The organism is Marinobacter psychrophilus, from assembly GCF_001043175.1.
Classification (GTDB): domain Bacteria; phylum Pseudomonadota; class Gammaproteobacteria; order Pseudomonadales; family Oleiphilaceae; genus Marinobacter; species Marinobacter psychrophilus.
Genome location: NZ_CP011494.1, coordinates 768077 through 791520 on the forward strand (window position 1 = coordinate 768077; position 23444 = coordinate 791520).

22 protein-coding genes and 1 pseudogene are annotated in these 23444 nt (G+C 53.7%); 10 read left to right on the plus strand and 13 right to left on the minus strand.

What is annotated here, in order from left to right; genetic code table 11:
* On the plus strand, positions 1-744 hold the full coding sequence (locus ABA45_RS03460; protein WP_048384336.1) for a 3-deoxy-manno-octulosonate cytidylyltransferase: 744 nt from the start codon (positions 1-3) through the stop codon (positions 742-744).
* Entirely contained in the window at positions 744-1394 is a 651-nt protein-coding gene (locus ABA45_RS03465) for an HAD family hydrolase (RefSeq protein WP_048384337.1), read from the plus strand. Before ABA45_RS03460 ends, ABA45_RS03465 begins: the two co-directional genes overlap by 1 nt.
* On the opposite strand, the gene ABA45_RS03470 is transcribed toward ABA45_RS03465, so the two are convergent.
* The 6 genes from ABA45_RS03470 to ABA45_RS03495 all read right to left on the minus strand — a co-directional run bounded on the left by ABA45_RS03470 (position 1368) and on the right by ABA45_RS03495 (position 7703).
* On the minus strand, positions 1368-2477 hold the full coding sequence (locus ABA45_RS03470; protein WP_048384338.1) for a glycosyltransferase family 4 protein: 1110 nt from the start codon (positions 2475-2477) through the stop codon (positions 1368-1370). The genes ABA45_RS03465 and ABA45_RS03470 overlap by 27 nt on opposite strands.
* Positions 2478-2479: 2 nt before the next feature.
* Positions 2480-3637 (minus strand): glycosyltransferase, encoded by a 1158-nt coding sequence (locus tag ABA45_RS03475; RefSeq protein WP_048384339.1) that lies wholly within the window; start codon positions 3635-3637, stop codon positions 2480-2482.
* 43 nt (positions 3638-3680) lie between these two features.
* On the minus strand, positions 3681-4505 hold the full coding sequence (locus ABA45_RS03480; RefSeq protein WP_048384340.1) for a glycosyltransferase family 2 protein: 825 nt from the start codon (positions 4503-4505) through the stop codon (positions 3681-3683).
* Positions 4506-4585: 80 nt separating this feature from the next.
* Positions 4586-5497: a lysophospholipid acyltransferase family protein gene (locus ABA45_RS03485; RefSeq protein ID WP_048384341.1), complete on the minus strand. Its 912-nt coding sequence runs from the start codon at positions 5495-5497 to the stop codon at positions 4586-4588.
* Positions 5494-6915, minus strand: coding sequence for a mannose-1-phosphate guanylyltransferase/mannose-6-phosphate isomerase (locus ABA45_RS03490; protein WP_048384342.1), 1422 nt, complete (start codon positions 6913-6915; stop codon positions 5494-5496). Before ABA45_RS03490 ends, ABA45_RS03485 begins: the two co-directional genes overlap by 4 nt.
* Positions 6916-7031: 116 nt before the next feature.
* Positions 7032-7703, minus strand: a complete 672-nt coding sequence (locus tag ABA45_RS03495; protein WP_048384343.1) for a YrbL family protein — start codon at positions 7701-7703, stop codon at positions 7032-7034.
* A 100-nt stretch (positions 7704-7803) separates the two neighbouring features.
* On the opposite strand from ABA45_RS03495, the gene ABA45_RS03500 reads away from it, so the two are divergent.
* Positions 7804-8475, plus strand: coding sequence for an SGNH/GDSL hydrolase family protein (locus ABA45_RS03500; protein WP_048384344.1), 672 nt, complete (start codon positions 7804-7806; stop codon positions 8473-8475).
* On the opposite strand, the gene ABA45_RS03505 is transcribed toward ABA45_RS03500, so the two are convergent.
* Genes ABA45_RS03505 through lpxL form a run of 4 tightly spaced genes read right to left on the minus strand, consistent with a single transcriptional unit; the run spans position 8454 to position 12485 of the window.
* Positions 8454-9473: a glycosyltransferase gene (locus ABA45_RS03505; RefSeq protein WP_053076113.1), complete on the minus strand. Its 1020-nt coding sequence runs from the start codon at positions 9471-9473 to the stop codon at positions 8454-8456. The genes ABA45_RS03500 and ABA45_RS03505 overlap by 22 nt on opposite strands.
* 3 nt (positions 9474-9476) lie before the next feature.
* A complete protein-coding gene (locus ABA45_RS03510) occupies positions 9477-10604 on the minus strand; it encodes a glycosyltransferase family 4 protein (RefSeq protein WP_048384345.1) in 1128 nt (375 codons plus the stop codon).
* A complete protein-coding gene (locus ABA45_RS03515) occupies positions 10601-11551 on the minus strand; it encodes a mitochondrial fission ELM1 family protein (RefSeq protein ID WP_048384346.1) in 951 nt (316 codons plus the stop codon). Before ABA45_RS03515 ends, ABA45_RS03510 begins: the two co-directional genes overlap by 4 nt.
* Positions 11535-12485 (minus strand): LpxL/LpxP family Kdo(2)-lipid IV(A) lauroyl/palmitoleoyl acyltransferase, encoded by a 951-nt coding sequence (lpxL, locus tag ABA45_RS03520; protein WP_084708394.1) that lies wholly within the window; start codon positions 12483-12485, stop codon positions 11535-11537. The genes ABA45_RS03515 and lpxL overlap by 17 nt, the downstream gene beginning before the upstream one ends.
* Positions 12486-12629: 144 nt before the next feature.
* On the opposite strand from lpxL, the gene waaA reads away from it, so the two are divergent.
* A complete protein-coding gene (gene waaA, locus ABA45_RS03525; RefSeq protein WP_048384348.1) occupies positions 12630-13883 on the plus strand; it encodes a lipid IV(A) 3-deoxy-D-manno-octulosonic acid transferase in 1254 nt (417 codons plus the stop codon).
* Between the two features lie 30 nt (positions 13884-13913).
* On the opposite strand, the gene ABA45_RS03530 is transcribed toward waaA, so the two are convergent.
* Positions 13914-15299 (minus strand): TolC family outer membrane protein, encoded by a 1386-nt coding sequence (locus tag ABA45_RS03530; protein ID WP_048384349.1) that lies wholly within the window; start codon positions 15297-15299, stop codon positions 13914-13916.
* 217 nt (positions 15300-15516) lie between these two features.
* Here ABA45_RS03530 and ABA45_RS03535 point away from each other — a divergent pair, with 217 nt between their 5' ends.
* From ABA45_RS03535 to cpdA, 3 genes are all read left to right on the plus strand, one after another.
* Entirely contained in the window at positions 15517-16137 is a 621-nt protein-coding gene (locus ABA45_RS03535) for an NUDIX domain-containing protein (protein WP_048384350.1), read from the plus strand.
* A complete protein-coding gene (locus tag ABA45_RS03540; RefSeq protein WP_014869973.1) occupies positions 16134-16619 on the plus strand; it encodes a DUF1249 domain-containing protein in 486 nt (161 codons plus the stop codon). The genes ABA45_RS03535 and ABA45_RS03540 overlap by 4 nt, the downstream gene beginning before the upstream one ends.
* A 156-nt stretch (positions 16620-16775) precedes the next feature.
* A complete protein-coding gene (gene cpdA, locus ABA45_RS03545; RefSeq protein WP_048384351.1) occupies positions 16776-17591 on the plus strand; it encodes a 3',5'-cyclic-AMP phosphodiesterase in 816 nt (271 codons plus the stop codon).
* Between the two features lie 69 nt (positions 17592-17660).
* On the opposite strand, the pseudogene metE reads toward cpdA, so the two are convergent.
* Positions 17661-19981 (minus strand): annotated as a pseudogene (gene metE, locus ABA45_RS03550) (5-methyltetrahydropteroyltriglutamate--homocysteine S-methyltransferase).
* Positions 19982-20126: 145 nt separating this feature from the next.
* On the opposite strand from metE, the gene ABA45_RS03555 reads away from it, so the two are divergent.
* The 3 genes from ABA45_RS03555 (at position 20127) to ABA45_RS03565 (ending at position 22735) form a co-directional block, all read left to right on the plus strand.
* Positions 20127-21059, plus strand: a complete 933-nt coding sequence (locus tag ABA45_RS03555; RefSeq protein WP_014869976.1) for a LysR family transcriptional regulator — start codon at positions 20127-20129, stop codon at positions 21057-21059.
* 80 nt (positions 21060-21139) lie between these two features.
* Complete coding sequence (gene gcvH / locus ABA45_RS03560; protein ID WP_048384352.1) at positions 21140-21529, plus strand: glycine cleavage system protein GcvH; 390 nt, start codon at positions 21140-21142, stop codon at positions 21527-21529.
* Positions 21530-21538: 9 nt separating this feature from the next.
* Positions 21539-22735 carry a class I SAM-dependent rRNA methyltransferase gene (locus ABA45_RS03565; RefSeq protein WP_048384353.1) on the plus strand — a complete coding sequence of 399 codons (1197 nt, stop codon included), beginning with the start codon at positions 21539-21541 and terminating at the stop codon, positions 22733-22735.
* 37 nt (positions 22736-22772) lie between these two features.
* Here ABA45_RS03565 and ABA45_RS03570 read toward each other — a convergent pair whose 3' ends face one another.
* Positions 22773-23429, minus strand: coding sequence for a histidinol-phosphatase (locus tag ABA45_RS03570; RefSeq protein ID WP_048384354.1), 657 nt, complete (start codon positions 23427-23429; stop codon positions 22773-22775).
* Positions 23430-23444 lie beyond the last annotated feature (15 nt).

A 23444-nucleotide genomic window follows, 5' to 3' on the forward strand; every position in this document is an offset into this window, starting at 1 on the left:
ATGAAAACGGTTGCTCTGATTCCCGCGCGGTATCAATCTTCACGCTTCCCCGGCAAACCGCTTGTTAAGCTGTTGGGTAAACCCATGATTCTGTGGGTGACTGACATTGCAGCTAAAGCGTTGGGCGCTGAAAATGTCTACGTAGTGACCGATGACGAAAGAATTGCATCAGTCGTCAGGGAAGCGGGCTATCAGACGATAAAATCCAGCTTTAATGCACTGACTGGCACAGATCGCTTGGCTGAGGCGAGTGAGCATATCGCTGCGGATGTCTATATCAATATCCAGGGTGATGAACCGCTGGTAAATCCAGATGACATACTGAAGATTCGCGATGTTAAATTGGCGAATCCCGATAAGGTGATCAATGGTTTTTGCTGGCTATCCTCTGCTGAAGATCCGGCAAGTGTCAATATACCTAAAGTGATCACCAACGAGCGAAATGAGCTTGTCTATATGTCCCGCAACCCTCTGCCGGGGCATAAGGAGTCGGATCGAGCTCCCCAAAGGTATAAGAAACAGGTGTGTATCTATGCGTTCAGCCGGGCTGAACTGGCGGCATTCCGGGATTTTGGACGCAAGAGTGAATTGGAGTGGAGCGAGGATATAGAAATTCTTCGCTTTCTTGAGCTGAGTCGGCGTGTGCTGATGGTTGAAACCTCCCCAGGTAGTCTGGCGGTGGATGTGCGTGAGGATGTTGCACCAGTAGAAAAAGCGCTTGAGGAGGTTCACCGCAAGTGTTGATGAAAAACTACCGAACCTGGGTTTTCGATTGTGACGGTGTCATCCTGGACTCCAACAAGGTAAAAACGGATGCCTTCTACGATGCAGCAAAAACCTATGGGGAGGAAGCCGCAGCGGCACTGATTGAGTATCATGTCCAGCATGGCGGGATATCACGCTATACAAAATTTGAACATTTTCTGCGTCATATTATAGGTCGTTCGGAAATCCTCTCTAGTGAACTCGACAGCTTGTTGGAGGCCTACGCACAAGGAGTCGGCCAAGGATTGATGAACTGTAGAATTGCGAGTGAGCTTTCTGAGCTCAAGAAACAGACTGGCAATAGTCGATGGCTGATTGTGTCTGGGGGCGATCAGGCTGAGTTGAGGAGTGTTTTCGATTCCAGGGGCTTATCGTCGCTGTTTGAGGGCGGGATTTTTGGTAGCCCGGACGACAAGGATTGCATCCTGAAGAGAGAGTTACAGAGCGGATGTATAGAGCTGCCAGCGGTATTTGTAGGGGATAGTCAATATGACTATGAAGCGGCTTTCAGGGCTGGGTTGGATTTTATTTATCTATCGGACTGGAGCGAATCCAGTTTTAGTTTTGAGAGTGCGACAATACGAACTGGGTCCGTAAGGTCGCTAGTCGGTATTGGCATCGATTTTTAGTACATCGTAATACGCCAACAATGTATTGTGTACAAATACCTCCGGAGAGAACTCTTCGATCAGACGGGCTTTGGCGCTGGAGCCCAGTTGCTGGCGCAATTCAGGGTCAGCCGCCATACGATCCCAAGCTTCGGCGAGCTTGGCTGCATTACCTGCTTCGACGACCAGACCAGATTTCTCGTGCTCAATAAGCTCTGTTGGACCCGGAATATCAGTGATGACAATGGGCAATGCCAGTGCCATGGCTTCTTTTACTGACCGGGGTAATCCCTCTTTCAGAAGAGAGGGTTGTATATAGAGGTTCGCATAGCAAAGCCATTCGGCTGCTTTGGCAACTTCACCCATCAAGAATATTCGTGCTTGGGCTGGTCCTTTTGCGGCTAGCTGTTCTGATTCCTGACTGAAGCTGCCAAGTACAATCAGTACGCTCTTCGGGTCGTTCACACGATGAAAGGCCTCAATCAGAACTTCCAGTCCCTTATGCGGACGGCCTTTGCTATTGCCCAGGAACATACCGATAAAACGATCTTCCGGAAGCACCGGAAAGGTTGACGGTTCTGGGTTTTCAACTTTAATCCACGCAGGGTCGAACCCCTTGTAGTTCAGTCGTAATTTATGTTCAGGCAGCAGCGTTGCCATATATCGATAAACCGAATTGCTGACACAGAATGTAAGAGAGACCTTGGGGTTTAGTGTGCCTAACCAGTAGGTCGGGTCTGTCTTGCGAATGCGGGCGCTGGTGCCTCTGTAGGCGATCACTTTGGCTTTTGTGAAATACGTTGCCCAAATTGCATTGGCGAGCGACGCAGAGTCTGTTGCATGTACCAAGCTGATATCGAATTGCTTCACAATGGAACGGATCTGGCGGATAAATGGAATATCAACCTTCCCTCTCTTCCGAACCGAGGCAATGAAAATGTTCTCTTTTTCCAGAAACTCCAGAGTAGAGCTGCTTGCCCAGCACAACACCTTTATGTACACACCCCGCTTGTGTAACTGCTGGATCAGGTCCAGCTCTGCGGCATCCGGACCTGTTTTTATAAATAAAACACGGATGGCATTGTTGGTGTGATCTGCGTTCATTCTCAAACTCTTATAAGGGGTGGAGTGGAAAGAAACAATTCAACAATGCGTTTTTGGTCAAAATCTTCAAGCCACGTCGGCTTAATTGTAACAGGCAGCTCCGCCAGTGCTTTGTTTATCAATTCTGCCAAGCTTTCGGGGTTGGTATTAGATAAATACTGTTCCAAATCCCCCTTGAACACGTCGCGGATACCTCCGGAGCAATCCACTGACACAATGAGTGTCCCGCATGCGAGCGCCTCTGTTAGCACTATACCCAGCCCCTCGAATTCAGACGACAAAACAAACAGGTCTGCCTGCCTCATCCAGTTGTAGGGATTGCGACGTTTTCCTGCAAAGAACACTCGATCAGCGATGCCCAATTCGTGTGTTGTCTGTTCCAGAGTCTCACGAAGAGAGCCCTCCCCAACGATGACCAGTTTGTGCCGTGGCTTAGCAAGAGCATAAGCGTGTAACAACAGATCGTGTCCTTTTTGAGGTACAAGGCGCCCGACGTTCACAATATAGGGTTCGTCAGGAATGTCCGGATCAACCTGCTCGGCCAGAGCCCGGATTTCTTTTATGGGGCAGGGATTTGTTATCACTCTGAGGCTACGAGGAGCAATGTTGCCTTGCTCGAAAGCGGCTACCGCGGATGCGTTCACTCCGGATGATACGCAGGCCAGATGGCGGTTATTGAAAACCAGTTGCCACTCCAGTTTTTTTTGCCACAGAGGACGATCATAATGAATCACGTTTTCTAAAACATAGATATTACGGTCATCTCGGAACGACCAGAAATATTTAAACGTTCCAAGCCCTCGGAAAATGACTCGATCGAACCGGCCGTATTGTTTTTCAAGGGTGCGAACTTTACGTTTCAAAATCCAGCCGTTCAGCCAGCCAACCCAAATAAAGTGAGATTTTGGCAATACCACACCCAGAAATAGCCTTGATAATAAAAATACTGGGATGCCGATAATAGATTTTAGTAAAGACTTGAGTTGATCATGGTGATGAAGGTAAACGTCAGGATGGTTTGGTTTTAAGTCATTTGGGCGGCTTCTGCATGACAAAACATGGCTTTCGTGACCCTCTTCAGCGAATGCATCGGCGAGGTTGACGGCAACGCGCTCCATGCCACCCAATTTAAGGCTGTGAATAATAATAAGGGTTCTCATCTAAAGCGACCTGATCAATGTTGTTTAAAATTTAAAAAAAGCCCTACTTACCTTTCTCAATGCCATTAACAGCGCGATATGAGCGTTGTGTTTTTACCGCTCTGCGAATCGCTTTGTTTTTGGCCCAAATTTCCGGCTTGGCATAGCCTCTGGCATGATCTAAATGAAGGCATACTGTGCTATAGCGGATTTGTCTGGATGTGTGTCCATAGTTCCATAGGCGTTCCCCGAGCTCCCTGTCGAGCCCGCCATATTGCATATCTTCGTTGAATCCGTTGATAGCTATAAGGTCGGATGTCCAGGTTGAGCTGTTCATGCCATTCCAACTAGCTGCAGCGGGTGTTATTCCATTCATTAAGTTTTTGAAGGTAGCAGATTTGAACAATTTCCAGAGTTTGTGGGTTTTTGGTTGTCCATTTTTAACAAGCCAGTTGGGGTCAAAAACTCGCCCAGAGTTTATATCCTGTTCGGTAATAGCGAGAGAAACGGGCATCGTTAATTTGATATAGCCGCCAGAAAGGAATGTGGCGGGCTTGGCGAGCGTTTTGTGTGTTTCGATAAAGTTTGGGGCAGGAATGCAGTCACCATCAGTGAACACTAAATAGTCACAGGCTGTTTCCGCAATCGCTTTATTCAAGATCTGGCATTTTCTAAAGCCTTCGTCTTCCTGCCAAAAATGGTCAATTTTAAGTATATCTCGAACCCTGAATGTGTCGATAAGAGCACGAGTTTCGTCGTTAGATCCATCGTCTGCAATGATTACACGAAAGTCTTTGAATGATTGGTTTTCATATCCTGTCAGAACTTTTTCAAGCCAAACAGAAGAGTTGTAAGTAGTGATTACTACGCCAATTGATTGTGGGTCCATACTAATACTCGTGTAATCAGTAATAAAAATACAATTGATAAAGAGCAAAGAACTGTGCTGTCGCCCCTGTGGATAAATAGTTATTCGCGTTGACTTTTGCTTGGATTGTAAGGGTTAGGTTCGCCGGCAGGCCTATGCCGAAGGCGCTTATACTCCCATTGATATTGTTCAGGGGCTCGCCTAATCAATGCCTCAACCGACTCATTTAATGCAGTTGCTGCAACAATCGGGTCGAGGCTGGCTAGGTCGTTGCTTGCCTTATCAATGATAATTCGAAACCCTTGTGCCTTCGGCAGTCGTTCTGTGTATGTAATCAGAGCATTGGCTCCGGTTTTTTGCATCAGCTTAGCCACCAGTGTCATGGTTTTCACCTCCATGCCAAAAAACGGCGCAAAAGCATTGGTTTTGCCCCGAGGTGATTGGTCCGGCAATATGCCAGCTATGCCGCCTTCTTTCAGAATCGTCATCATCCGCAGTAGGCCACGGCGGTCACCGCGCACCGGTTCAGAGCCCAGCCGGCTTCGCACTTTAATCATGTACTCCTCGAACTCGGCCATATTAGGTGGACTGTAAAGGGCCGCCATCTTGTAACGGGACGAGAAATAAAGCCCGGCCAACTCCCAATTGCCCAGATGTGGCGCCAGCAAAATAAGCCCTTTACCGCTGGCCAGAGCGTCGTCAACCAGTTCAAGGCCTACAGTCTCACGCACCAGCCCTAAGCACCTGTCTACCGGCCACTCCCACATAAGCGGTATTTCTAGCGCGGTCATGGCTGTGTGTTTTACCGAATCTTTTGATAGCTGAGTGCGCTCAGATGCACTTAGTTCCGGTAAGCAGATAGCAAGATTGATATCGGTCACTTGGCGGGTTTTTGTGGGCAGTCGCCAAAGCACTTGCCCAACCAAGCGACCTAGCCGCTGGGCAGCGCTCAGGCTTAGCCAGCTCACTACACGCAAAAAAGAAGCGATTGTGAAATATTTCAGTTTTCTCATTTTCGCCCGTACCTATCTTCGTATCTCACAATGTCGTCTTCTCCGAGATAAGAGCCGGACTGCACTTCAATCAGCTCCAGATTGATGACGCCCGGATTTTCCAGCGAATGAACCTGGCCGACAGGAATGTAGGTGGATTGGTTTTCCGTAACAAGGTAGGTTTTTTCGCCGTTGGTCACTTTTGCCGTCCCACTGACCACAATCCAGTGTTCGGCTCGGTGGTGGTGCATTTGCACCGACAGCTTGGCCCCGGGTTTTACGGTAATCCGTTTAACCTGGTAGCGTTCGCCGCTGTCGATGGAGTCGTACACGCCCCAGGGCCGGTAAACTTCTCGATGATTCAGGTGCTCGTAGCGCCCGTCAGCTTGCAGCTGCGCCACCAGCTTTTTTACATCCTGCACTTTGTCTTTATGGGCCACCAGCACGGCGTCTTTGGTTTCGATAATCACCAGGTCGTCAACGCCAAGGGTCGCAAGCAAGCGGCTTTCGGCCCGCACCAGTGTGTTATTTGTGTCCAGTGTCATTACGTCGCCACTGGTACTGTTGCCTTGGGCGTCTTTTGGGCTGACATCCCACAGTGCAGACCAGGAGCCGATATCGCTCCAGCCAGCGTCCAATGCCACAACCGCAGCCTCGTCGGTTTTCTCCATCACCGCGTAGTCTACCGATTCATTTGCACATTCTGCGAAGCGGGCTTCGTCTACCCGGGTAAAATCAAAATCCTGGCGCAGGTTTTCCATAGCTGCCTCGCAGGCTGCGAGAATGTCAGGGCGATGTTTGCCCAGTTCTTCCAGGTAGCGCCCTGCGCGGAACATGAACATACCGCTGTTCCACAGGTAGTTGCCGGACTTCAGATAGGCTTTGGCGGTGTCCATACCCGGCTTTTCAGCAAAGGCTTCGACCCTATGGCCATGCTCATTGATTGCTTCGCCTTGGCAAATATAACCGTAGCCGGTTTCCGGATGCGTGGGCGTAATGCCAAACGTAACCAGCTTGCCTGCCAGTGCCAGGGTATTGGCCTGCTGAACACATCTTTGGAAGGCAGGCACGTTCTGAATAAGATGGTCGGCCGCCAAAACCAGCATGACAGGGTCTTCTTCGCCTTGCTGGCGAGCCTTTTGCAATTGCAGTGCGGCGAGCGCGATGGCCGGCGCGGTGTTGCGGCCGCAGGGCTCTAGTATAATATGGGCACCCTGAAAGCCCGCTTGGCGCATTTGCTCAGCGGCAATGAAGCGGTGCTCTTCGTTACAGATAATCAGCGGAGGCTGCACCGGCAGACCATTGAGCCTGGCAACAGTGGATTGCAGCATGGACCACTTCGGGTCTGTCAATTTCAGAAACTGTTTGGGATTCAGCTGGCGAGAAAGTGGCCAAAGTCGTGAACCAGTGCCACCGGCCAACATTACCGGATAAATCATGAGCTTACTCCGGGCTTGATTGAGCGCAACAGCGCCATGATGAACATAGGGTTGACTGGCACAATGCTAACATAACAGAGGTGGTCATATTACTTTTGCCCTGGCTTCTGGAGTGACTATTCTGTTTTCTGGAAGTCTTCCCAAGAGGTATTTCGCCCTTGCGCTTCCCACAGGATTCGCTGCTCAAAGCGCTGGTTCTTGCGGCTGATATAATGGTTTCGCCAGCGTGTCATTCGCGCCATCTGGTTCTGTACAGAGGGTGCACCCAGGCCGTCCACCAGAAATAGTTCCAACGTTCCTGACCTGTCTGAAATCACCAGGTTATGGGGTAGCAGGTTCCGGGTAAGAATGCCGTGAATCTTTAGCCACTGTGTAAAGCGATTCACGGCATCTTTGAGGGGTTGTGTGTAGCCGTTTTTTTTCAGCAGATCTTCAAGAGTAGGGGCGATGATGCCGTCGGCGCACCGAATCAGTTCGCTAGCATTCGCGGGCCCCATGGACGTTGATACGCTGCCAAAAAACTCTGGCAAATGGTTCCATGCCGGACACGGTTCGCCTGCCGCCACCAGTGATTTTATTGCGCTTTGGCGATAAGCTGCCATTTCTTGCCTGTTATCATTCAGTCGTTTTCTGCCCAGGCACTTCTTCAGCACTGACTGTCGGTGAAATCGCAGCTCGATATTCTCCGAGCGAATTACCTTCAGGCAGACATTTGGGTCTTTAGGATGAATAAAGCAAAAGCGGTTGTAGCCTTGGGCAAACGGTGTAAGCCCGTCTAAATTCAGCATGCTGTGCCTGATAGATTGGTTAGGTTGATTAGCTTACTTAACTTGATTAGTTTAAGGCTTACCATTTCACGTTCCTGGCTATTATAGAAGAACCAGGCAGATGAGAGGCGACTTTGTGAGCACCTGTATTGCCTATGGCGACTGCAACACCTGCGGGCTTGAAAAAAATACGGTAGAACTTTGGGCTGAGCTTGTTTGTCGACAGCTAGGCCTAAGCCTGACCAACTGTGGTCATACTATGAGTACAACCCGTGAAATGCTGCAATACAACGAAACCCATCCTGCCCGAATGCATGATGTCGCGTTGGTACAGTATGGGCTCGTGGATTCCTGGCTGACCTTTCGGGGAGCGCCCTATGTGCTTTATTACCCTGATTATTCACGCCGAAAACTGGCGCGAAAGCTAGTCAAGAAGCTTAAGCGATGGGCCAGGCAGTGGCGTTTGCAGGACCGCGTTGGGTCGATAGAGCAAGTGCCGCTGGGAGAGTATGTCGCGAATCTGCGTTTGTTGATCGGCTCAGCGCCGCAAACGCAGTTTGTTCTGGTAGCCACGGTTCCCAATCTGGATGAGCCTAGAAATCCACGGATTCGACGGTATAACCAAGCATTACAGGCCCTGGTAGCGGATGAATCGAACGTGGTTTTTGTTGATGCCTTTGACGATATCTGGGAGGAAAAGGGTCAGGCGCTGATGGCAGACGGAACTCATTTGACAGCTAGAGGGCACCGAATCGTGGCGAATAAAGTGCTTCAGGTTTTGCAGGTGTTATAGATCGCCAGTGTGCTGCTGATCATGTTCTCCATCGTCAATTCCCTGTGCGCCCGTTCACGGGCAGCAAACTGATCATTAAAAATTGCGCCTGGGTCGTTGCTCAATAGTTGGGCAAAACCATCAAGTGTGTTGCCACGATAAATATGGTGCTCTGGCAGAAACTCATTGGCAATAGGCACGCTGGTCGAAATGACCGGTTTTGATGCCAGCATGGCCTCGGCGAACACATAGGAAAACCCCTCCCGCTGCGACGAAATGACCACGCCATCGCAGGCGGCCATTAACGCAGGAATATCGTCGCGATGGCCGAGCAGGGTAACCCTGTGTTGCAGTTCGTTATCGAGAATTTTCTGTTGTAATAGCGCTTTGTCAGGGCCATCGCCGGCAATATACAGGCTACCTTTCACGCCTTTAAAACTGTCGATAAGAAACTCGAAACCTTTCACGCTGACCAGGCGCCCAACGGCAAGCCATACTGGTTTTGGAGCGGCCTCTAGCAGAAATTTTGCCGGAGCTACCACGCTTGCTGCCTGCAGGCCGTTGTACACAACCCGAACATTGCCATTAGTTAGGGATTTTGCCAGCGCGTTGCTGACGGCAATCACCGCGCTGAAGCGGTGTAAAGCGGGGTAGCGGGATTTGAAACCGTGAAGACTGGCCACCAGCGTTGGTGACAGTGGAAACCGCGCTAACGTCGCCAGCAAGGCGGCGGCTTTGGTGCCCTGAGCGTGCACCACGTTGTACTTCTTATCGCGAATGTGCCGATAAAGCTTTGCTAGTAACAGAGGGTTGTAGCGTGACTGCTTTGGGTCCAGCGCAATGCGATTAATCTCCGGGGTTAATTGGTGCTGGTGCGCAGCGGCGCAGATCAGGGTCACACGGTGGCCTGCCTGTGCCAGGCCATTCGCCAATTCACCAGTGTGTTTTTCCAGTCCGCCAACGCCTGGGTTAGCCGACATCATTATTAGCAGGATGTTCAAAGTGCTAGAGTTGGCCATTGCCTAGTGCTCCCGTGCCGCCAGAACTTTGTTATATACGCTCAGGGTGGTGTCGGTTTGCGCTTGCAGTTTGAAGCGGTAGGGAATCTCGATGGTGTGTTGGTTGTGACTCAGTAGGTGTTGAGCAGTTTGTGCAAAGCCAGACACATCGTCTGGTGTGACCAGTCCTTCGCGAAAGCAGGCTTGCAGGGTTTCGGCGGCGCCGCCGCGGTTGAACGCGGCAACCGGCGTGCCGGACGCCAGTGCTTCGGTAACCGTACGGCCAAAGGGTTCGGGTTTGGTGGATAGATGACACACCAGATCTGCTAGCTGGTACAACTCAGCCATGTCGCTGCGCTGGCCCAGAAAGCTGACGTGTTGCTGTAGGCCAAGCTCGGCACGGCGCTGGGTCAGCTCTTCCATAAAGTGTTTCTTACCCGGTTCGGCTCCGCCCACTACAATACCGTGGTAAGGCCGTTCGTTTGCTCCAACAGGGGTGTTATGAACCAGCTCAGCCATCACGTCTAAAAATTGTAACTGTCCTTTCCAGCGGGTAATTCGCCCCGGCATCATCAGGATGCGTTTATCACTGAGCTGGGGATAGTTTTGTGACAAATCCTGGCGCCACTGCTCGGAAGGCGGACGCTTGCGGAAATAGTTCACGTCGACACCGCGCTGAATCACGGTAATCTTTTGCTCGGGCACAGAAAAATTGTTGATTACGTAATCTTTTACGCAGTTCGACACCGCAATAATATGATCTGCTTTGGCCATCACCGCGCTGTAGGGGCTAACCGAATACATTCCATGGAAGCTGGTAACAATGGCCGGGCGCAATTGTTTGTCCAGGGTTTTCAGCGCCAGTTGAATAATCCAGGCGGGCATGCGCGAGCGCACGTGCACAATATCGGGTTGCACCTCTTTCAGTAACTGCACTATTGGCCAAATCTGACCAAACGAGGCCAGTGACTTGCGGTGTATGGGCAGGGTGATGTGAGTGCTGCCTTCTTGCTCGAGCATATCCGCCAGTGGTCCGCCACTAGACACAACATAAGAGTTATGGCCCAAGTGTGCTAGCTGTCTGGCGAATTCGACAGTGCCCCGTTCCACACCACCACTGTGAAGCGCTGGCAGCGCCTGAAGAATTTTCATGGTTTAGGCCCGGTTGGCAAAAAATGCGTCATAACCCAGCGCGCCGCAGCGTCTGCCTGCCAGAATAGAATCCGTGATCCGGGTCTAGCGGTCATAACCTTGTAGTGATCGTCCCAGGTGGTCACCAGATGTTGATCTTGCATCGCGGCCAGGCCCAGGGCAACGCGGCTGCGGCGCTTGGCCGGCAGTTGGAATACCCCGGTGGGCACGCCAGAGGTTGCCGCTTCACACACCATCGACATGCTGTCGGGGGTTATCCAGGCGCAGCGGCTGTGAGCCAATGCAGTGCTGAGCCAGTTCTCACCGGTATCCTGCGGGGTCAAGACCTGAATTCGGCTGGTTTCAAGCACAGCCAACGCCTGCTGGCAGCTGACGGGCGTCCGCCGGGAGCTGCTGATGATCCAGCTCCATTTTGGGTAGTTGTGCAGTAACTCATGGATCTGGGCCATTATCGTGTCATCGCTCCAGAAAAAATGCGCCGACGGACCACCCACCAGAATTAATCCGCGTGGCTGGGTGCTCGGTTCTGCAACAGGGGTGATGGCGTTGATCGCGCCTTGAGTCATAAACAGGTTCGGCCCCGGTTTCACTCGGTCGTGTTGGGGAATGATGGCGCCACTTACCCAGCGCAGTGGGAAGCCCGGTTTCATCAGCACCAGTGTGCGCGCACCTTTAACCTTGCGCAGAGCCAACAGTAAGCGATGGGATCCGGAGCCGGCGGCGATGATCAGGTCTGGCTTCGTTAGAGCAGGGTCGAGCGCGGGCGGCCGCCCCAGAAGCACTCGCCATAAGGGCGTTTCGACGGTGCTCACGTCTATCCAGTGCAGCGAGGCGCCAGCCAACACCCGCAGGCGGTTACCCAGGCCTTTGAGTTGGTTGCGGTGGCCGGATTTGTTGTCGGTTAGCAGCCAGATAACCGGGCAGGATGTGTTAGCGTTTTCGGCCATAGAAGCCTGGGTCATCTGGATCAGGTCGGGTTTTGAAACGGCGGTGCATCCACAGGTACTGGTCCGGTGCGCGTTTTATTTCCTGCTCTATGGTCTGGTTGATTGCGGTGGCGTCAACAAGGTCGTCGCCACTTGGAAAGTTCTCCAGAGCCGGATGAAAGTAAATGTCGTAGCCCGGTTTGCCGCTGCGGCGAAAGTGGCTGAAAGGCACCACCTTGCAGCCACTGCGTTCAGCAATGCGGGAAGTGGCGGTAATGGTGCCGGTTGGTATCCCGAAAAAAGGCGCAAACACGATGTCCTTGCGGCCGTAATCCTGGTCGGTAGCGTACCAGACTGCGTGGTTCTTTTTCAGACTGCGAAACAGTCCGCGCAAGTCGCGGGCGCCATGCACCATGCCGTAGCGGCGCTCACGGGATCGAGTCATTATCGCGTTCACTAACGGGTTGTTATGGTCCCGCTGCATAACGCTTGATTCTATGAAATGGGTGGCAAGGCTGCCCCCCATTTCCAGGGTACTGTAGTGCCCGCCGACCAACAGCACGCCTTTGCCGCCTTCGAGCGCGCGCTCGAAGTTCTCCAGCCCATGTAGGGTAGTAATGGCTTTGAGTTTGTTGGTATCGCAAAACCAGCACACGCCAATTTCGAGCAAGCCAATACCATTGGCTATAAAAGATTGTTTGACCAATTCGCGTTGCCGCTGTTCAGTGAGTTGCGGAAAACACAGGTGGATGTTGGCTTCGGTAATGCGCCGCCGGCTGCTACCCAGGCGCCAAGCCAGGCGCCCCAGGCCGGAGCCGAGCCACCACTGAACGCGTAAGGGCAGCTGCGCTACTAGCCACATAAAAGAGATGGCAGCCCAGGTAAGCCACCAGCGTGGGTGGCGGTACGCACTTAAGTCAGTATTTCGCGGTTGTTTACGGTATTTATTCTTCACTAGGGTCAAGCTCGCACGTCTTTGAAGTTTTGAGTGGGCCAGAGCACCGGCTTACTCAGGCGCTAGCAATAGTCTGTGCCGCTGTGAAAGGCAAATCGCTGGTGTTTGGTCTATCATAGCGCACTGTCTTATTCGGAGCCCGCTGTGCTGCAATTTATCTATTCTCAACTTATCCGCCTGCTGCTGCCCTTTATTTTGCTGCGCCTTTGGTGGGGCGGTCGCCATTCTCCGAATTTGCGCCGTAACTGGGGCCAACGTGTTGGCTTTGCGCCGGCGGTGAGTGCTCCTGTTATCTGGGTACATGCGGTGTCGGTAGGGGAGACGATTGCCGCGGCACCCATGGTGCGGCGACTTTTGGAGCGTAATCCAAATGTTACCATTTTGATGACGGCGATGACCGACACCGGGCTTGCCCAGGCTCAGAAAATGTTTGGCAAAAAGGTGCAATACGCTTACGTGCCCTACGATACACCAGGCGCGGTAAAGCGTTTTCTGGCGCGGGTTCAGCCGAGTATTCTGGTTATCATGGAAACGGAGATCTGGCCGAATCTAATCAGTCAGAGCCGTAAAGCGCGCGTACCTGTGTTTTTGATCAACGCGCGTCTATCGAGGAGTTCGGCGCGGGGTTATGAGCGCGTTCGAAGTTTGGCGAGACCCGTCATGCAAAGTATTAGCTGGGTGGCGGCGCAAGCTGAGCAAGATGCAGCGCGGTTTCGTCGAATTGGCGTGGCGGCTGACAATATTGCCGTTACTGGCAGTGTAAAGTTTGACGTGGACATTGAACCGCGGGTGCGTGAGCAGGCTCAGCAGTTGAAGGCGCAGTTTGGCGGTCGCCCTGTCTGGATCGCCGGGAGCACCCACGATGGTGAAAGTAGGCAGCTGCTTAAAGCCCACCGAAAACTACTGGCGGTTGTACCCAACGCACTGATGATTATTGTGCCTCGCCATCCCGAGCGTTTCGAGCTGGTCGCCCGCGCTGTTACAAAGGCAGGCTTCAGTCTGGCCCGCCGATCTTTGCAAGATAGCCTTGCGGCTGCCCAGGTGTATTTAGGCGACACCATGGGCGAATTGATGATGCTGTATGGCGCCAGTGATCTTGCTTTTATTGGCGGCTCGTTAATTGAGCGCGGGGGCCATAATCCTTTGGAGCCGGCGGCCTGGGGGATACCGGTGATCTCTGGCACCCACGTCTTTAACTTCGAGTCGATCTATCAGCGCCTGCGGGAGCAAGATGGAGTCACCATCGTAGAGTCTGCTGAGGAGTTGGTAGTTTGTCTGGTTCGGCTGTTAAATAATCAACGTGCGTTGCACGAAAGCGGTCAGCGCGCTCTGGCGGTAGTGGAAAGTAACCGAGGCGCTTTGGACCGTGTGGTGGCCGGCATCAGTCAGCGGGTTTAGGCCCGCCGGCTGAAAATCACGGTTACCGGCTTACTGGCTCATTGTTTGGCTGTTTAAGGTTGTATCGTCGTTGGCCAGGGCTTCGATGCCCGGTGCGTTTGCGCTCAACCAATTGTTCAGCTCTACCAGGTCCTGCGGGCTTAGGGTGCCAGCTGATTGCTTAAGCCGTAACGAGTTCACCACGTAGTCGTAGCGGGCGTTGGCGAAGTCTCGCAGCGCTACATAGTAAGCGCGTTCGGCATCCAGCACCTCAACAATGTTACGTGTGCCTACGTCATAACCGGCGCGGGTGGCGTCCAGTGCGCTGCGTCGCGATATAATGGTCCGGTTCAGGGCCGACGCGGTTTCAATGTTGTTGTTGATGGTGAGGAAGCGACTGCGGGTGTCTACGCGAACGTCACGGCGCACCGTGTTCAGCGACTCTTCTGCCACTGTCAGCAAAGAACGCTGTTGGCGCACACCGGCCTGAATGCCACCGCCGGAATAGAGCGGAACGTTTAGCTGGAAGCCAATGACGCCCTGTGTGGTGGTGCCGTTGCGCTGCTGAACGACCGTGCCACTGCTATCTAGGCCGCCGATTTTAGACTTGCCGTAAGAGGCTTGAAAATCCACCGTTGGATAATGCCCTGCCTTGGCCGCTTTCAGAGTTTTCTCGCTGGCTTTCAGGTCAAATATGGCCGCCTGAATGCTCCAGTTCTGTTCCAACGCGGTTGTTTCCCACAACTCCGGGTTCATCGGCTCGGGCGGGTTTAGTGGGAAATTCTGGCGTAGATTTTCAAGCTGCTCTGTGTATTCGCCAGTTAAGCGTGCCAACTGTTCGCGGGTGATATTAAGACTGTTTTCCGCGGCAATTCTCTGGCTTCGGCTATCATCAAACGTGGCGCGGGCTTCAAACACTTCGGTAATAGCAATCAGGCCCACATCAAAGCGTTCCTGGGCCTGGTCGTACTGGCGCTGTATAGCGGTTTCGGTGGCGCGTAGGGTGGTCACTGTGTCTTGTGCCCGTAGTACGTCAAAATAAGCGGCGGCCACATCCAGAATCAGTTGCTGCTGGGCAAGATGGTACTGGGCGCGCGCCGAGTCGGTCTGGAATTTGCTGGCATCGTAGTTAAACCAGGCATCGGCGCGAAACACTGGCTGGGTCAACTGCAGGCCAAGGCCCAAGGTTGTGTAGTCCACATTCTGTGACGGGCCATCGCTATCCGTGTAATTAGCGTCAGCGGAAGCGCCAAGCTGCGGCAGCAATTTGCTGCGGCTGATATCGCTGGCCGCCTGCTGGGCTTCAAAACTGGCGCGGGCAGAAGCAATTCCAGAGTCGTAGGAGAGTGCTTTTTCGTAGGTTTGAATCAGGTCCATGGCAAATGCGGGCGACGCCGCAAAAAGGCCGATAAGCCCAGATAGTAGTTGTTTCTTCATTTCATCTCCTGAAAACCTGTGCGCTTGGGCGAGAGCCCGCTTGATGGCAAGCAAATCTGTATCCCCCATTATGGCCAATTATCGTCGCCAGCTCTACCGTTGTAGAAGGCATGTATTAGCGCGCGCCAGTCAATCCTCAAACCAGCTCCACACCGTACTTGCAATTCATGCAGGCCAGCGACTATCTTTCAGAACTGTTTCTAGCTTAGGGCAAACCATGACCAAACCGTTCCAGTTTCAAGCCAACAACGTCAGCGTCGAAAAGCGTGAAACCGTGTTCCAGGGCTTTTTCCGTATGGACAAACTGTGGCTAAGCCACCCGCGTTTTGACGGCCGTACCATGCCCACTTTCACCCGCGAGCTGTTTGTCCGCGGCGATGCCACCTGCGTGCTGCCTTATGATCCGCAGCGCGATCAAGTCGTATTAATAGAGCAGTTTCGCCTGGGGGCGATCGGGCGCAACCAGTCGCCCTGGCTGCTGGAGCTGGTGGCGGGCATGAACGAAGAGGGCGAAAACCCGGAAGACGTGGCCCACCGCGAAGCCGACGAAGAAGCCGGCTTGAGTTTTAAACACCTAGACCCTATTTGCAGTTACCTGGTGTCGCCCGGTGGCACCACCGAAATGATTTACCTGTATTATGGTGAAATCAACAGCGCAAACGCTGGCGGTCTGTTTGGCCTTGAATACGAGAATGAGGACATTCGCGCCCACGTTCTGGCTGCTGAAGACGCCATAGCGATGATCAAGGACGGTCGTATCAACAACGCCGCCGCCATTATTGCTTTGCAATGGTTGGAGCTGAATCGCCCGCGCCTGCGGGAAGGTATGAATCGATGAATCAGTGGACCATGAAGCCCAAGCGCTACGTGCCAGATCTGCGGCAGCTGGGCGCCTTGGGTGATGGTAATTATCAAAGGCTGCATAAGCTGCGCCAGCTGGAAGCCGACGGTCAGCCCGTTGCAGAGTTTGAGCTTCACCGCGAACACCAGTACTTAGGCCGGGTGCGTATCGAAATTCTGCAAATCGCGCGCTTTACCGAAACTCTGCTGCTTGAACAGGTGCACAACGCCGGGCGCTGGCTGAACAATCCGCAAATGACGGTGCGGGTGTATCACGATGCCAAGATGGCGGAGGTGATCAGTTGTTACCGTGACCGCCAGATTGCGCCGGTGAACGATTACCCCAATCGCTATATGCACCACCCCGATGAAAAAGCGCAGGTGAACAGTTTTTTGGCTGACTGGCTGGATTACTGCCTGCGTTTTGGCCACCTGCCGATGGAACATGCGGTCTGGACATCGGGCGATTGCCAGAATTAATTCCGCCCAACCGTTTTGATAACCTGCTGAACCGCACAAAAACACGGTTTGAATTGGCCAGAATGTGACGTCTTTAGCATTCAGTTAAGGGTCGGTAAGCTCTGGGCAGCGTAAACTTGATAACACTCCTCATCCCATGTTTGCCGGATCTGCCCGATGAAGACTCAATCTTTGCTGCAAGAGCTGCGACCGCTAAGAGTTCTGCAGCTGACAGACCCTCACCTGAAAGCCGACCGCGATGGTAAGTTGTTTGGCATGAACACTCGCGACAGTCTGGCCGCAGTGATTGATGACGTACTGAAACATTGCGGTCAGCCAGATTTAGTGCTGGCCACCGGTGATTTGGCACAGGATGGCAGCGTTGATGCCTACGACGCAATGGCGCAGGCGCTGGCGAGATTCGATTGCGACAGCGTTTGGATTCCGGGTAATCACGACAATACAGACCGGCTCTGGCGAGTTGCCCAACGCTACCGTGCCGAGCGCAAATACGTGGTGCAAGGCGGCTGGCAGATTCTGATGTTGGACTCATCGGTACCGCACAAGGTGCACGGCGAGTTAACCCAGCAAGAACTGGACTGGCTAGACGCAACCCTGGAAGCCTGCCCCCGGTTGCCCGCGCTGATCGCTCTGCATCATCACCCGGTGGATATAACCGCCCACTGGATGGCTGATATTGGCTTGCACAATCGTGACGCTTTCTGGGCGATTATTAATCGCCATTCACAGGTCAGAATTATTACCTGGGGCCATATTCATCAAGAGGTGGACCGGCAAGAAAACGGCGTGCGCCTGTTGGGCACGCCCTCAACCTGTATTCAGTTTACCGCTGGCGCCCGCGAATTCTCGGTTGAAGAGCGGGCGCCTGGGTACCGTTGGTTCGAACTGGGCAGCGCCGGTGGGTTTACTACCAAAGTGCACCGGGCGTTGGACTTCAAGGTCGTGCTGGATCGCGATGGCGGGGGCTACTAGGCTCCTGTTGACTGAGTCACTACCCTATTAGCCCCTTGCCTGCTAAACACCTGTCTACTCGGCCCTATTTCAAGCGGCTTGCTCTGCCAGTTTCTGGCGTAACTCCTTGGCGGCGTCGACCATAGCTCGCAGCGCTGGCTGCACTTCTTCCCAGCGGCGGGTTTTCAGGCCGCAATCCGGGTTTACCCACAATCTTTGCGCCGGAATCCGTTCTGCGGCCTTGTTCATCAAGCCGGTAATCTGATCGACCCGCGGAATGTTCGGTGAGTGAATGTCGTAAACACCGGGGCCAATGTCGTTAGGGTAGTCAAAGTTCTTGAAGGCGTTCAAGAGCTCCATATCAGAACGCGATGTTTCAATGGTAATTACGTCGGCGTCCATGCGGGCGATGGCAGCAATAATGTCGTTGAACTCCGAATAGCACATGTGGGTGTGAATCTGGGTTTGATCATTCACGCCGTTAGCGGTTATGCGGAAAGCATCTACCGCCCATTGAAGATAGCTGTCCCAATCGGTTTGGCGTAATGGCAGGCCTTCGCGCAGCGCGGCTTCGTCAATCTGGATGATTTTCACACCATCTGCCTCCAAATCTTGTACTTCCTCGCGAATGGCCAGCGCCAGCTGTAAACACGTGTCACGGCGGGGTTGATCGTCGCGTACAAAGGACCAGTTCAGAATGGTGACCGGGCCGGTCAGCATGCCCTTAAGTGGCTTGCTGGTGAGGGACTGGGCGTAGTTTATCCAGTCTATCGTCATCGCTTTTGGCCGCGAGATATCACCGAACAGAATCGGTGGTTTCACACAGCGGGAACCGTAAGACTGCACCCAGCCGAAACGACTGAAGACATAGCCTTCCAGCTGTTCGCCAAAATATTCCACCATGTCATTGCGCTCGGCTTCACCGTGCACCAATACATCCAGTCCCAATTCTTCCTGCTGGCGCACACAGTGGGCGATTTCCTCGCGAATGCGCTCCTGGTAAGCGGCGGCGTCCAGCTCACCCTTGCGGAATTGCAGTCGGGTTTGGCGAATCTCAGCGGTTTGTGGAAAAGATCCGATGGTGGTGGTTGGAAAGGCCGGCAGATTCAACTGCTGCTGTTGCAGCGCAATGCGCTTGTCGAACGGGCTCTTGCGCTGGCCTAGTTCGGGCGTGATCGCTGCCACCGATGCGGCCACGTTTGGGTTGTGCACCCGCGGTGACCGGCGCCGGCTGGCCAGCGCTTCAGCGTTGGCGCTAAGTTCTGCAGCAACGGTGTCGCGGCCGTGGGTCAAGGCCCGGGCAGCAAGTTCAGTTCTTCCAGTTTCTGCTGGGCGAAGGCCAGCCAGTTGTGTACTTCGGCATCAAGCTCGGTTTCTTGGGCAAGGTCCACCGGCACGTGCAGCAGTGAACAGGAAGGCGCTAGCCATAGCCTGTGACCCAGTTTCTGTTGTATTGGCTCCAGCCAGTCCAGTGTTGCTGTCAGGTCGGTTTTCCAGATGTTGCGACCGCTGATGATTCCCAACGACAACACTTTGTGGCTTGGCAACCAGTCAACCAGGCGTTGAACTTCCGCCGGTGCACTAACGGCGTCCAGGTGCAGGCCCGCCACTGGCAGTTCACAGGCCAACTGCAAATTCTCCCGCAGCTCACCAAAGTAGGTCGTCAGCAACAGTTTTACAGGCGCAGATTTGAGCCGGTGGTAAGTCAGAGTAATGGCATGGCGCCAGTCGGTGTTGAGTTCGGTGACCAGCGCTGGCTCGTCAATCTGTACCCAGCTGGCGCCATTGTCCGCCAGGGTTTGCAGCAGTTGGCCGTACACCGGCAGCAGTTTGTCTAGCAGGTCCAGGCGGTCGCTGTCGTCTTTGCTTTTGCCCAGAAAAAGATACGATACCGGGCCAAGAATCACCGGTTTTGCGGCAACGCCTTGCGCGCGAGCCTCAGCCAGTTGTGCAACCAGGCGACCGGCGTTCAGACTAAATTCCGTGCCGGCGTGAAACTCCGGCACGATGTAGTGGTAGTTGGTGTCGAACCACTTGGTCATTTCGCCTGCGTGACATTCGTTCGTCTCACCGGCATGGGCAGGGCCGCAGGCGTTGTCGCTGGCCGAACGGCCGCGGGCCACGCGAAAGTAATGATCCAGCTCGGTGCCGTCCGCGGCGCTGGCGCGCTCGGGCAAATTACCGAGGGTAGCGCTCATGTCGAGCACTTGGTCGTATAAAGAAAAGTCTCCCACGGGTACCCAATTCAGCCCCTGCACCTTTTGGGATTGCCAATGTTGGGTGCGTAAAGAGGCTGCCGTAGACTGCAACTCGTCTGCGCTGAGTTTGCCTTGCCAGAAAGCCTCCTGGGCAAGTTTCAGTTCGCGCTGGGCGCCAATGCGGGGAAAACCCAGGTTGTGGGTAATGGTCATATTCATCTCCGGAATAAAGCGTGTGTTGATTGCTGTTGGTTATGAGCAATCAGATTACCGCTGAGGAGTTATGAAAAATAATGGTATTATTTCACGTATCCATGAATTTTATTCACGTTAGGCTGAGCTATGATTGAGCAGATCTGTGATTGAACGTAACCATCTGGAGGTTCTGCGGGCCGTCGAAGCGGGTGGATCCTTGACCGCCGCCGCCGAGCGCTTGCACCTGACCCAGTCGGCGCTGAGTCATTCCATCCGTAAACTGGAGCAGCAGCTAGGCACCCCTTTATGGTTGCGCGAAGGTCGGCAACTGCAGCTGACCCAGGCGGGCAAATACCTGCTGGCTCTAGCGAATCGTTTGCTGCCGCAATTCGAGCATGCTGAGTTGCAAATCGATCAGTTCGCCCGCGGCCAGGCAGGCACGCTGCGCATTGGTATGGAATGCCATCCCTGTTATCAGTGGCTGTTAAAAGTGGTGGGGCCTTATCTGGGGCACTGGCCCACGGTAGACGTAGACGTAAAGCAGAAATTTCAGTTTGGCGGTATTGGCGCGCTCTTTGGCCATGACATTGATCTGCTGGTAACGCCAGACCCGCTGCATCGGCCAGGCCTGGTGTTTGAACCGGTGTTTGATTACGAGCAGGTGCTGGTGGTCCACAGTGGCCATCGATTGGCACACAACGATTGGATCAGCGCGCAAGATCTGGAATCGGAAACTCTGATCACTTACCCGGTGGCGGTGGAGCGCCTGGACGTATACACACATCTCTTACTTCCGGCCAACATTCGCCCGGCGCGGCACAAAACCATCGAAACCACCGATATTATGTTGCAGATGGTCGCTGCCGGCCGCGGTGTAGCGGCTCTGCCTCGCTGGCTGGTGCAGGAATACCAGCAGCGTATGTCCATTGTGCCGGTACAGCTGGGCGAAACGGGCATTGGTAAACAGATCTTTCTGGGCTGTCGCGAGCGCGACCGCAATGTGGATTACCTCAGCGCGTTTCTGAAGCTGGCCACAGAGGTTCGCTGGCAGGGCATTGCGCCAGGCGTTTTATCAGGTGTCGTATTGACGAATTAGCCAGACGAGACGCCCCTTGTTCAGCTAAAATGCGGCCAATCCGTTACTACAAACTTATTTTAACTTATCAGGATTCGACCATGAGCGATGTTCCCTCTGATTTGAAATACCTTGAAACCCACCAGTGGGTGCGGGTAGATAAAAACGGCTTGGCCACCGTGGGCATAACCGACTTTGCCCAACAGCAGTTGGGCGACGTGGTTTACATTGGCGTTCCGGAACTGGGCGCTACCGTAACCGGCGGCGAAGAAGCCGGCGTGGCAGAGTCCGTTAAATCTGCCTCAGACGTATTCAGCCCGGTGACTGGCGAAGTGGTCGAAATTAACGAGTTGTTAGAAGACGAGCCAGAAAAAGTGAACGAAGACCCTTACGGCGAAGGCTGGCTGTTTCGGGTGAAAATGTCCGACGACGGCGAGCTTGATGGCCTGATGGATGCAGACACTTATAGCGACCTGGTCGCAGCGGAGTAACAATCTTTTATGAATTTCCCGGTATTATACCTCCGCAAAGGCGCCGAGCGCCGACTGCGGGCAGGCCACTTGTGGGTCTACAGTAATGAAGTGGATATTAAACGCTCGCCGCTGACAGGCTTCGAAGCCGGTGTTCAGGCAGAGCTGCGCGCATCGAACGACAAGCCTTTGGGCACCGTGTTTGTAAATCCCCATGCGCTGATTTGTGGCCGGCTGATTAGCCGTGACCCAACCCATGGCATGACTTCGCAACGGCTTACCCAGCGCATGGAAGTTGCGCTGGAATTGCGCCAGCGGCTGTTTAACAAGCCGTTTTACCGCTGGGTGTTTGGTGACAGTGATGGCCTGTCCGGGCTGGTGATTGACCGCTTTGGGGACACCGTGGTGGTGCAAATTTCCAGCGCAGGCATGGAACAGATGAAGGACGCCATTATACGGGCAATACAAAGGCTGACCCAAGTTAGCTCTATTGTGCTGAAGAACGACGGCAAAATGCGCAAAGTGGAAGGTCTGGAAAGCTATGTGGAGCAGGCCCACGGCAACGCTCCTGAAATGCTTCAGCTGGAAGAAAACGGCGTCAAATTTGAAGTGCCGCTGGCGGGCGGGCAGAAAACCGGCTGGTTTTACGACCATCGTATGAACCGTGCGCGTTTGCAGGCCTATGCGCCGGGCAAGCGGGTGCTGGATGTATTCAGTTACGTGGGCGGTTGGGGCATACAAGCCGCCAGTGCAGGCGCCACCAGCGTGACTTGCATAGACAGCTCGGCGTCAGCCATTGAGTCGGTGCACCACAACGCCCGCCTGAACGGACTTACGAACGTTGATACGATTGAAGGCGACGCCTTTGACGCGTTAAAAGCATTGGCGGATGAAAAACAGAAATTTGACATTGTGGTGCTAGACCCGCCTGCACTGATACCCCGCCGCCGTGACCAGAAAGCCGGTGAGCAAGCCTATGCGCGGCTGAATCAGCTGGGTTTGCGCCTGCTGGAGCGGGACGGCTTACTGGTGTCGGCATCTTGCTCGATGCACTTGTCCCAGGAAAAGTTGGTAGACATCATCCGCGGTAGCGGTCGTAAAATTGACCGCTTTGTGCAGCTGCTGGAGCAGGGCCATCAGGCGCCGGACCACCCGATCATTCCGGGCATTGCGGAAACCGATTACATCAAATCCTGTTTTGTGCGTTCGCTAACCGGTTTTTTATAGTCCCGGCTATCCAGCACCTGAAAATTCGCTGGGGGAATCAGTCCCGCAGCGACATGACGGGCCAATCGCGCTCGCGGGCCATGGCTTCCAGGCGCGAATCCGGGTCGACCGCCACCGGATTCGCAACCTGTTCCAGCAGGGGTGCGTCGTTGATGGAATCGCTGTAGAACCAGGCGCCGTCCAATGACTCATTGTTTTCACTCAGCCACTGCTTCAAACGCGTTACCTTTCCGCCCTGAAAACTGGGCGTGCCCGAAACCTCGCCGGTAAAGCGGCCATTCACCACTTCCGGGTTGGTGGCAATCAAGTGCTCAATGCCTAAAAGGTCGGCGATTGGCCTGGTAATAAAATGATTGGTGGCGGTAATAATCATCAGTGTGTGGCCTTGGCTGCGGTGCTGGTGAAGCAGTTCGGCGGCTTTAATTTGCAGCATCGGTTGCACGTGGCTGGCCATAAAACGCTCGTGCATGGCGTGCAGTTCGTCCAGTGAAAACTGCGCCAGGGGTTCCAGCACAAAACGCTGATAGCGAAACACGTCCAGCTCGCCGTTTAGGTAGTCCTGATAAAATCGGTCGTTGGCTTTGCGGTGTACATCGGCGTCTACAATGCCTTGCTCCGCCAGAAAAATGCCCCAGGCGTGGTCGCTGTCGCCATTCAGCAAGGTGTTATCCAGATCGAATATGGCCAGAGTCATGGTGCTGCCTCGGTG

Bases quoted from the DNA above. Each gene is read 5' to 3' on its own strand.
- ABA45_RS03460 (WP_048384336.1), top strand. From the start codon at position 1: ATGAAAACGGTTGCTCTGATTCCCGCGCGGTATCAATCTTCACGCTTC.
- ABA45_RS03465 (WP_048384337.1), top strand. From the start codon at position 744: ATGAAAAACTACCGAACCTGGGTTTTCGATTGTGACGGTGTCATCCTG.
- ABA45_RS03470 (WP_048384338.1), bottom strand. From the start codon at position 2,477: ATGAACGCAGATCACACCAACAATGCCATCCGTGTTTTATTTATAAAA.
- ABA45_RS03475 (WP_048384339.1), bottom strand. From the start codon at position 3,637: ATGAGAACCCTTATTATTATTCACAGCCTTAAATTGGGTGGCATGGAG.
- ABA45_RS03480 (WP_048384340.1), bottom strand. From the start codon at position 4,505: ATGGACCCACAATCAATTGGCGTAGTAATCACTACTTACAACTCTTCT.
- ABA45_RS03485 (WP_048384341.1), bottom strand. From the start codon at position 5,497: ATGAGAAAACTGAAATATTTCACAATCGCTTCTTTTTTGCGTGTAGTG.
- ABA45_RS03490 (WP_048384342.1), bottom strand. From the start codon at position 6,915: ATGATTTATCCGGTAATGTTGGCCGGTGGCACTGGTTCACGACTTTGG.
- ABA45_RS03495 (WP_048384343.1), bottom strand. From the start codon at position 7,703: ATGCTGAATTTAGACGGGCTTACACCGTTTGCCCAAGGCTACAACCGC.
- ABA45_RS03500 (WP_048384344.1), top strand. From the start codon at position 7,804: ATGAGAGGCGACTTTGTGAGCACCTGTATTGCCTATGGCGACTGCAAC.
- ABA45_RS03505 (WP_053076113.1), bottom strand. From the start codon at position 9,473: ATGGCCAACTCTAGCACTTTGAACATCCTGCTAATAATGATGTCGGCT.
- ABA45_RS03510 (WP_048384345.1), bottom strand. From the start codon at position 10,604: ATGAAAATTCTTCAGGCGCTGCCAGCGCTTCACAGTGGTGGTGTGGAA.
- ABA45_RS03515 (WP_048384346.1), bottom strand. From the start codon at position 11,551: ATGGCCGAAAACGCTAACACATCCTGCCCGGTTATCTGGCTGCTAACC.
- ABA45_RS03530 (WP_048384349.1), bottom strand. From the start codon at position 15,299: ATGAAGAAACAACTACTATCTGGGCTTATCGGCCTTTTTGCGGCGTCG.
- ABA45_RS03535 (WP_048384350.1), top strand. From the start codon at position 15,517: ATGACCAAACCGTTCCAGTTTCAAGCCAACAACGTCAGCGTCGAAAAG.
- ABA45_RS03540 (WP_014869973.1), top strand. From the start codon at position 16,134: ATGAATCAGTGGACCATGAAGCCCAAGCGCTACGTGCCAGATCTGCGG.
- cpdA (WP_048384351.1), top strand. From the start codon at position 16,776: ATGAAGACTCAATCTTTGCTGCAAGAGCTGCGACCGCTAAGAGTTCTG.
- gcvH (WP_048384352.1), top strand. From the start codon at position 21,140: ATGAGCGATGTTCCCTCTGATTTGAAATACCTTGAAACCCACCAGTGG.
- ABA45_RS03565 (WP_048384353.1), top strand. From the start codon at position 21,539: ATGAATTTCCCGGTATTATACCTCCGCAAAGGCGCCGAGCGCCGACTG.
- ABA45_RS03570 (WP_048384354.1), bottom strand. From the start codon at position 23,429: ATGACTCTGGCCATATTCGATCTGGATAACACCTTGCTGAATGGCGAC.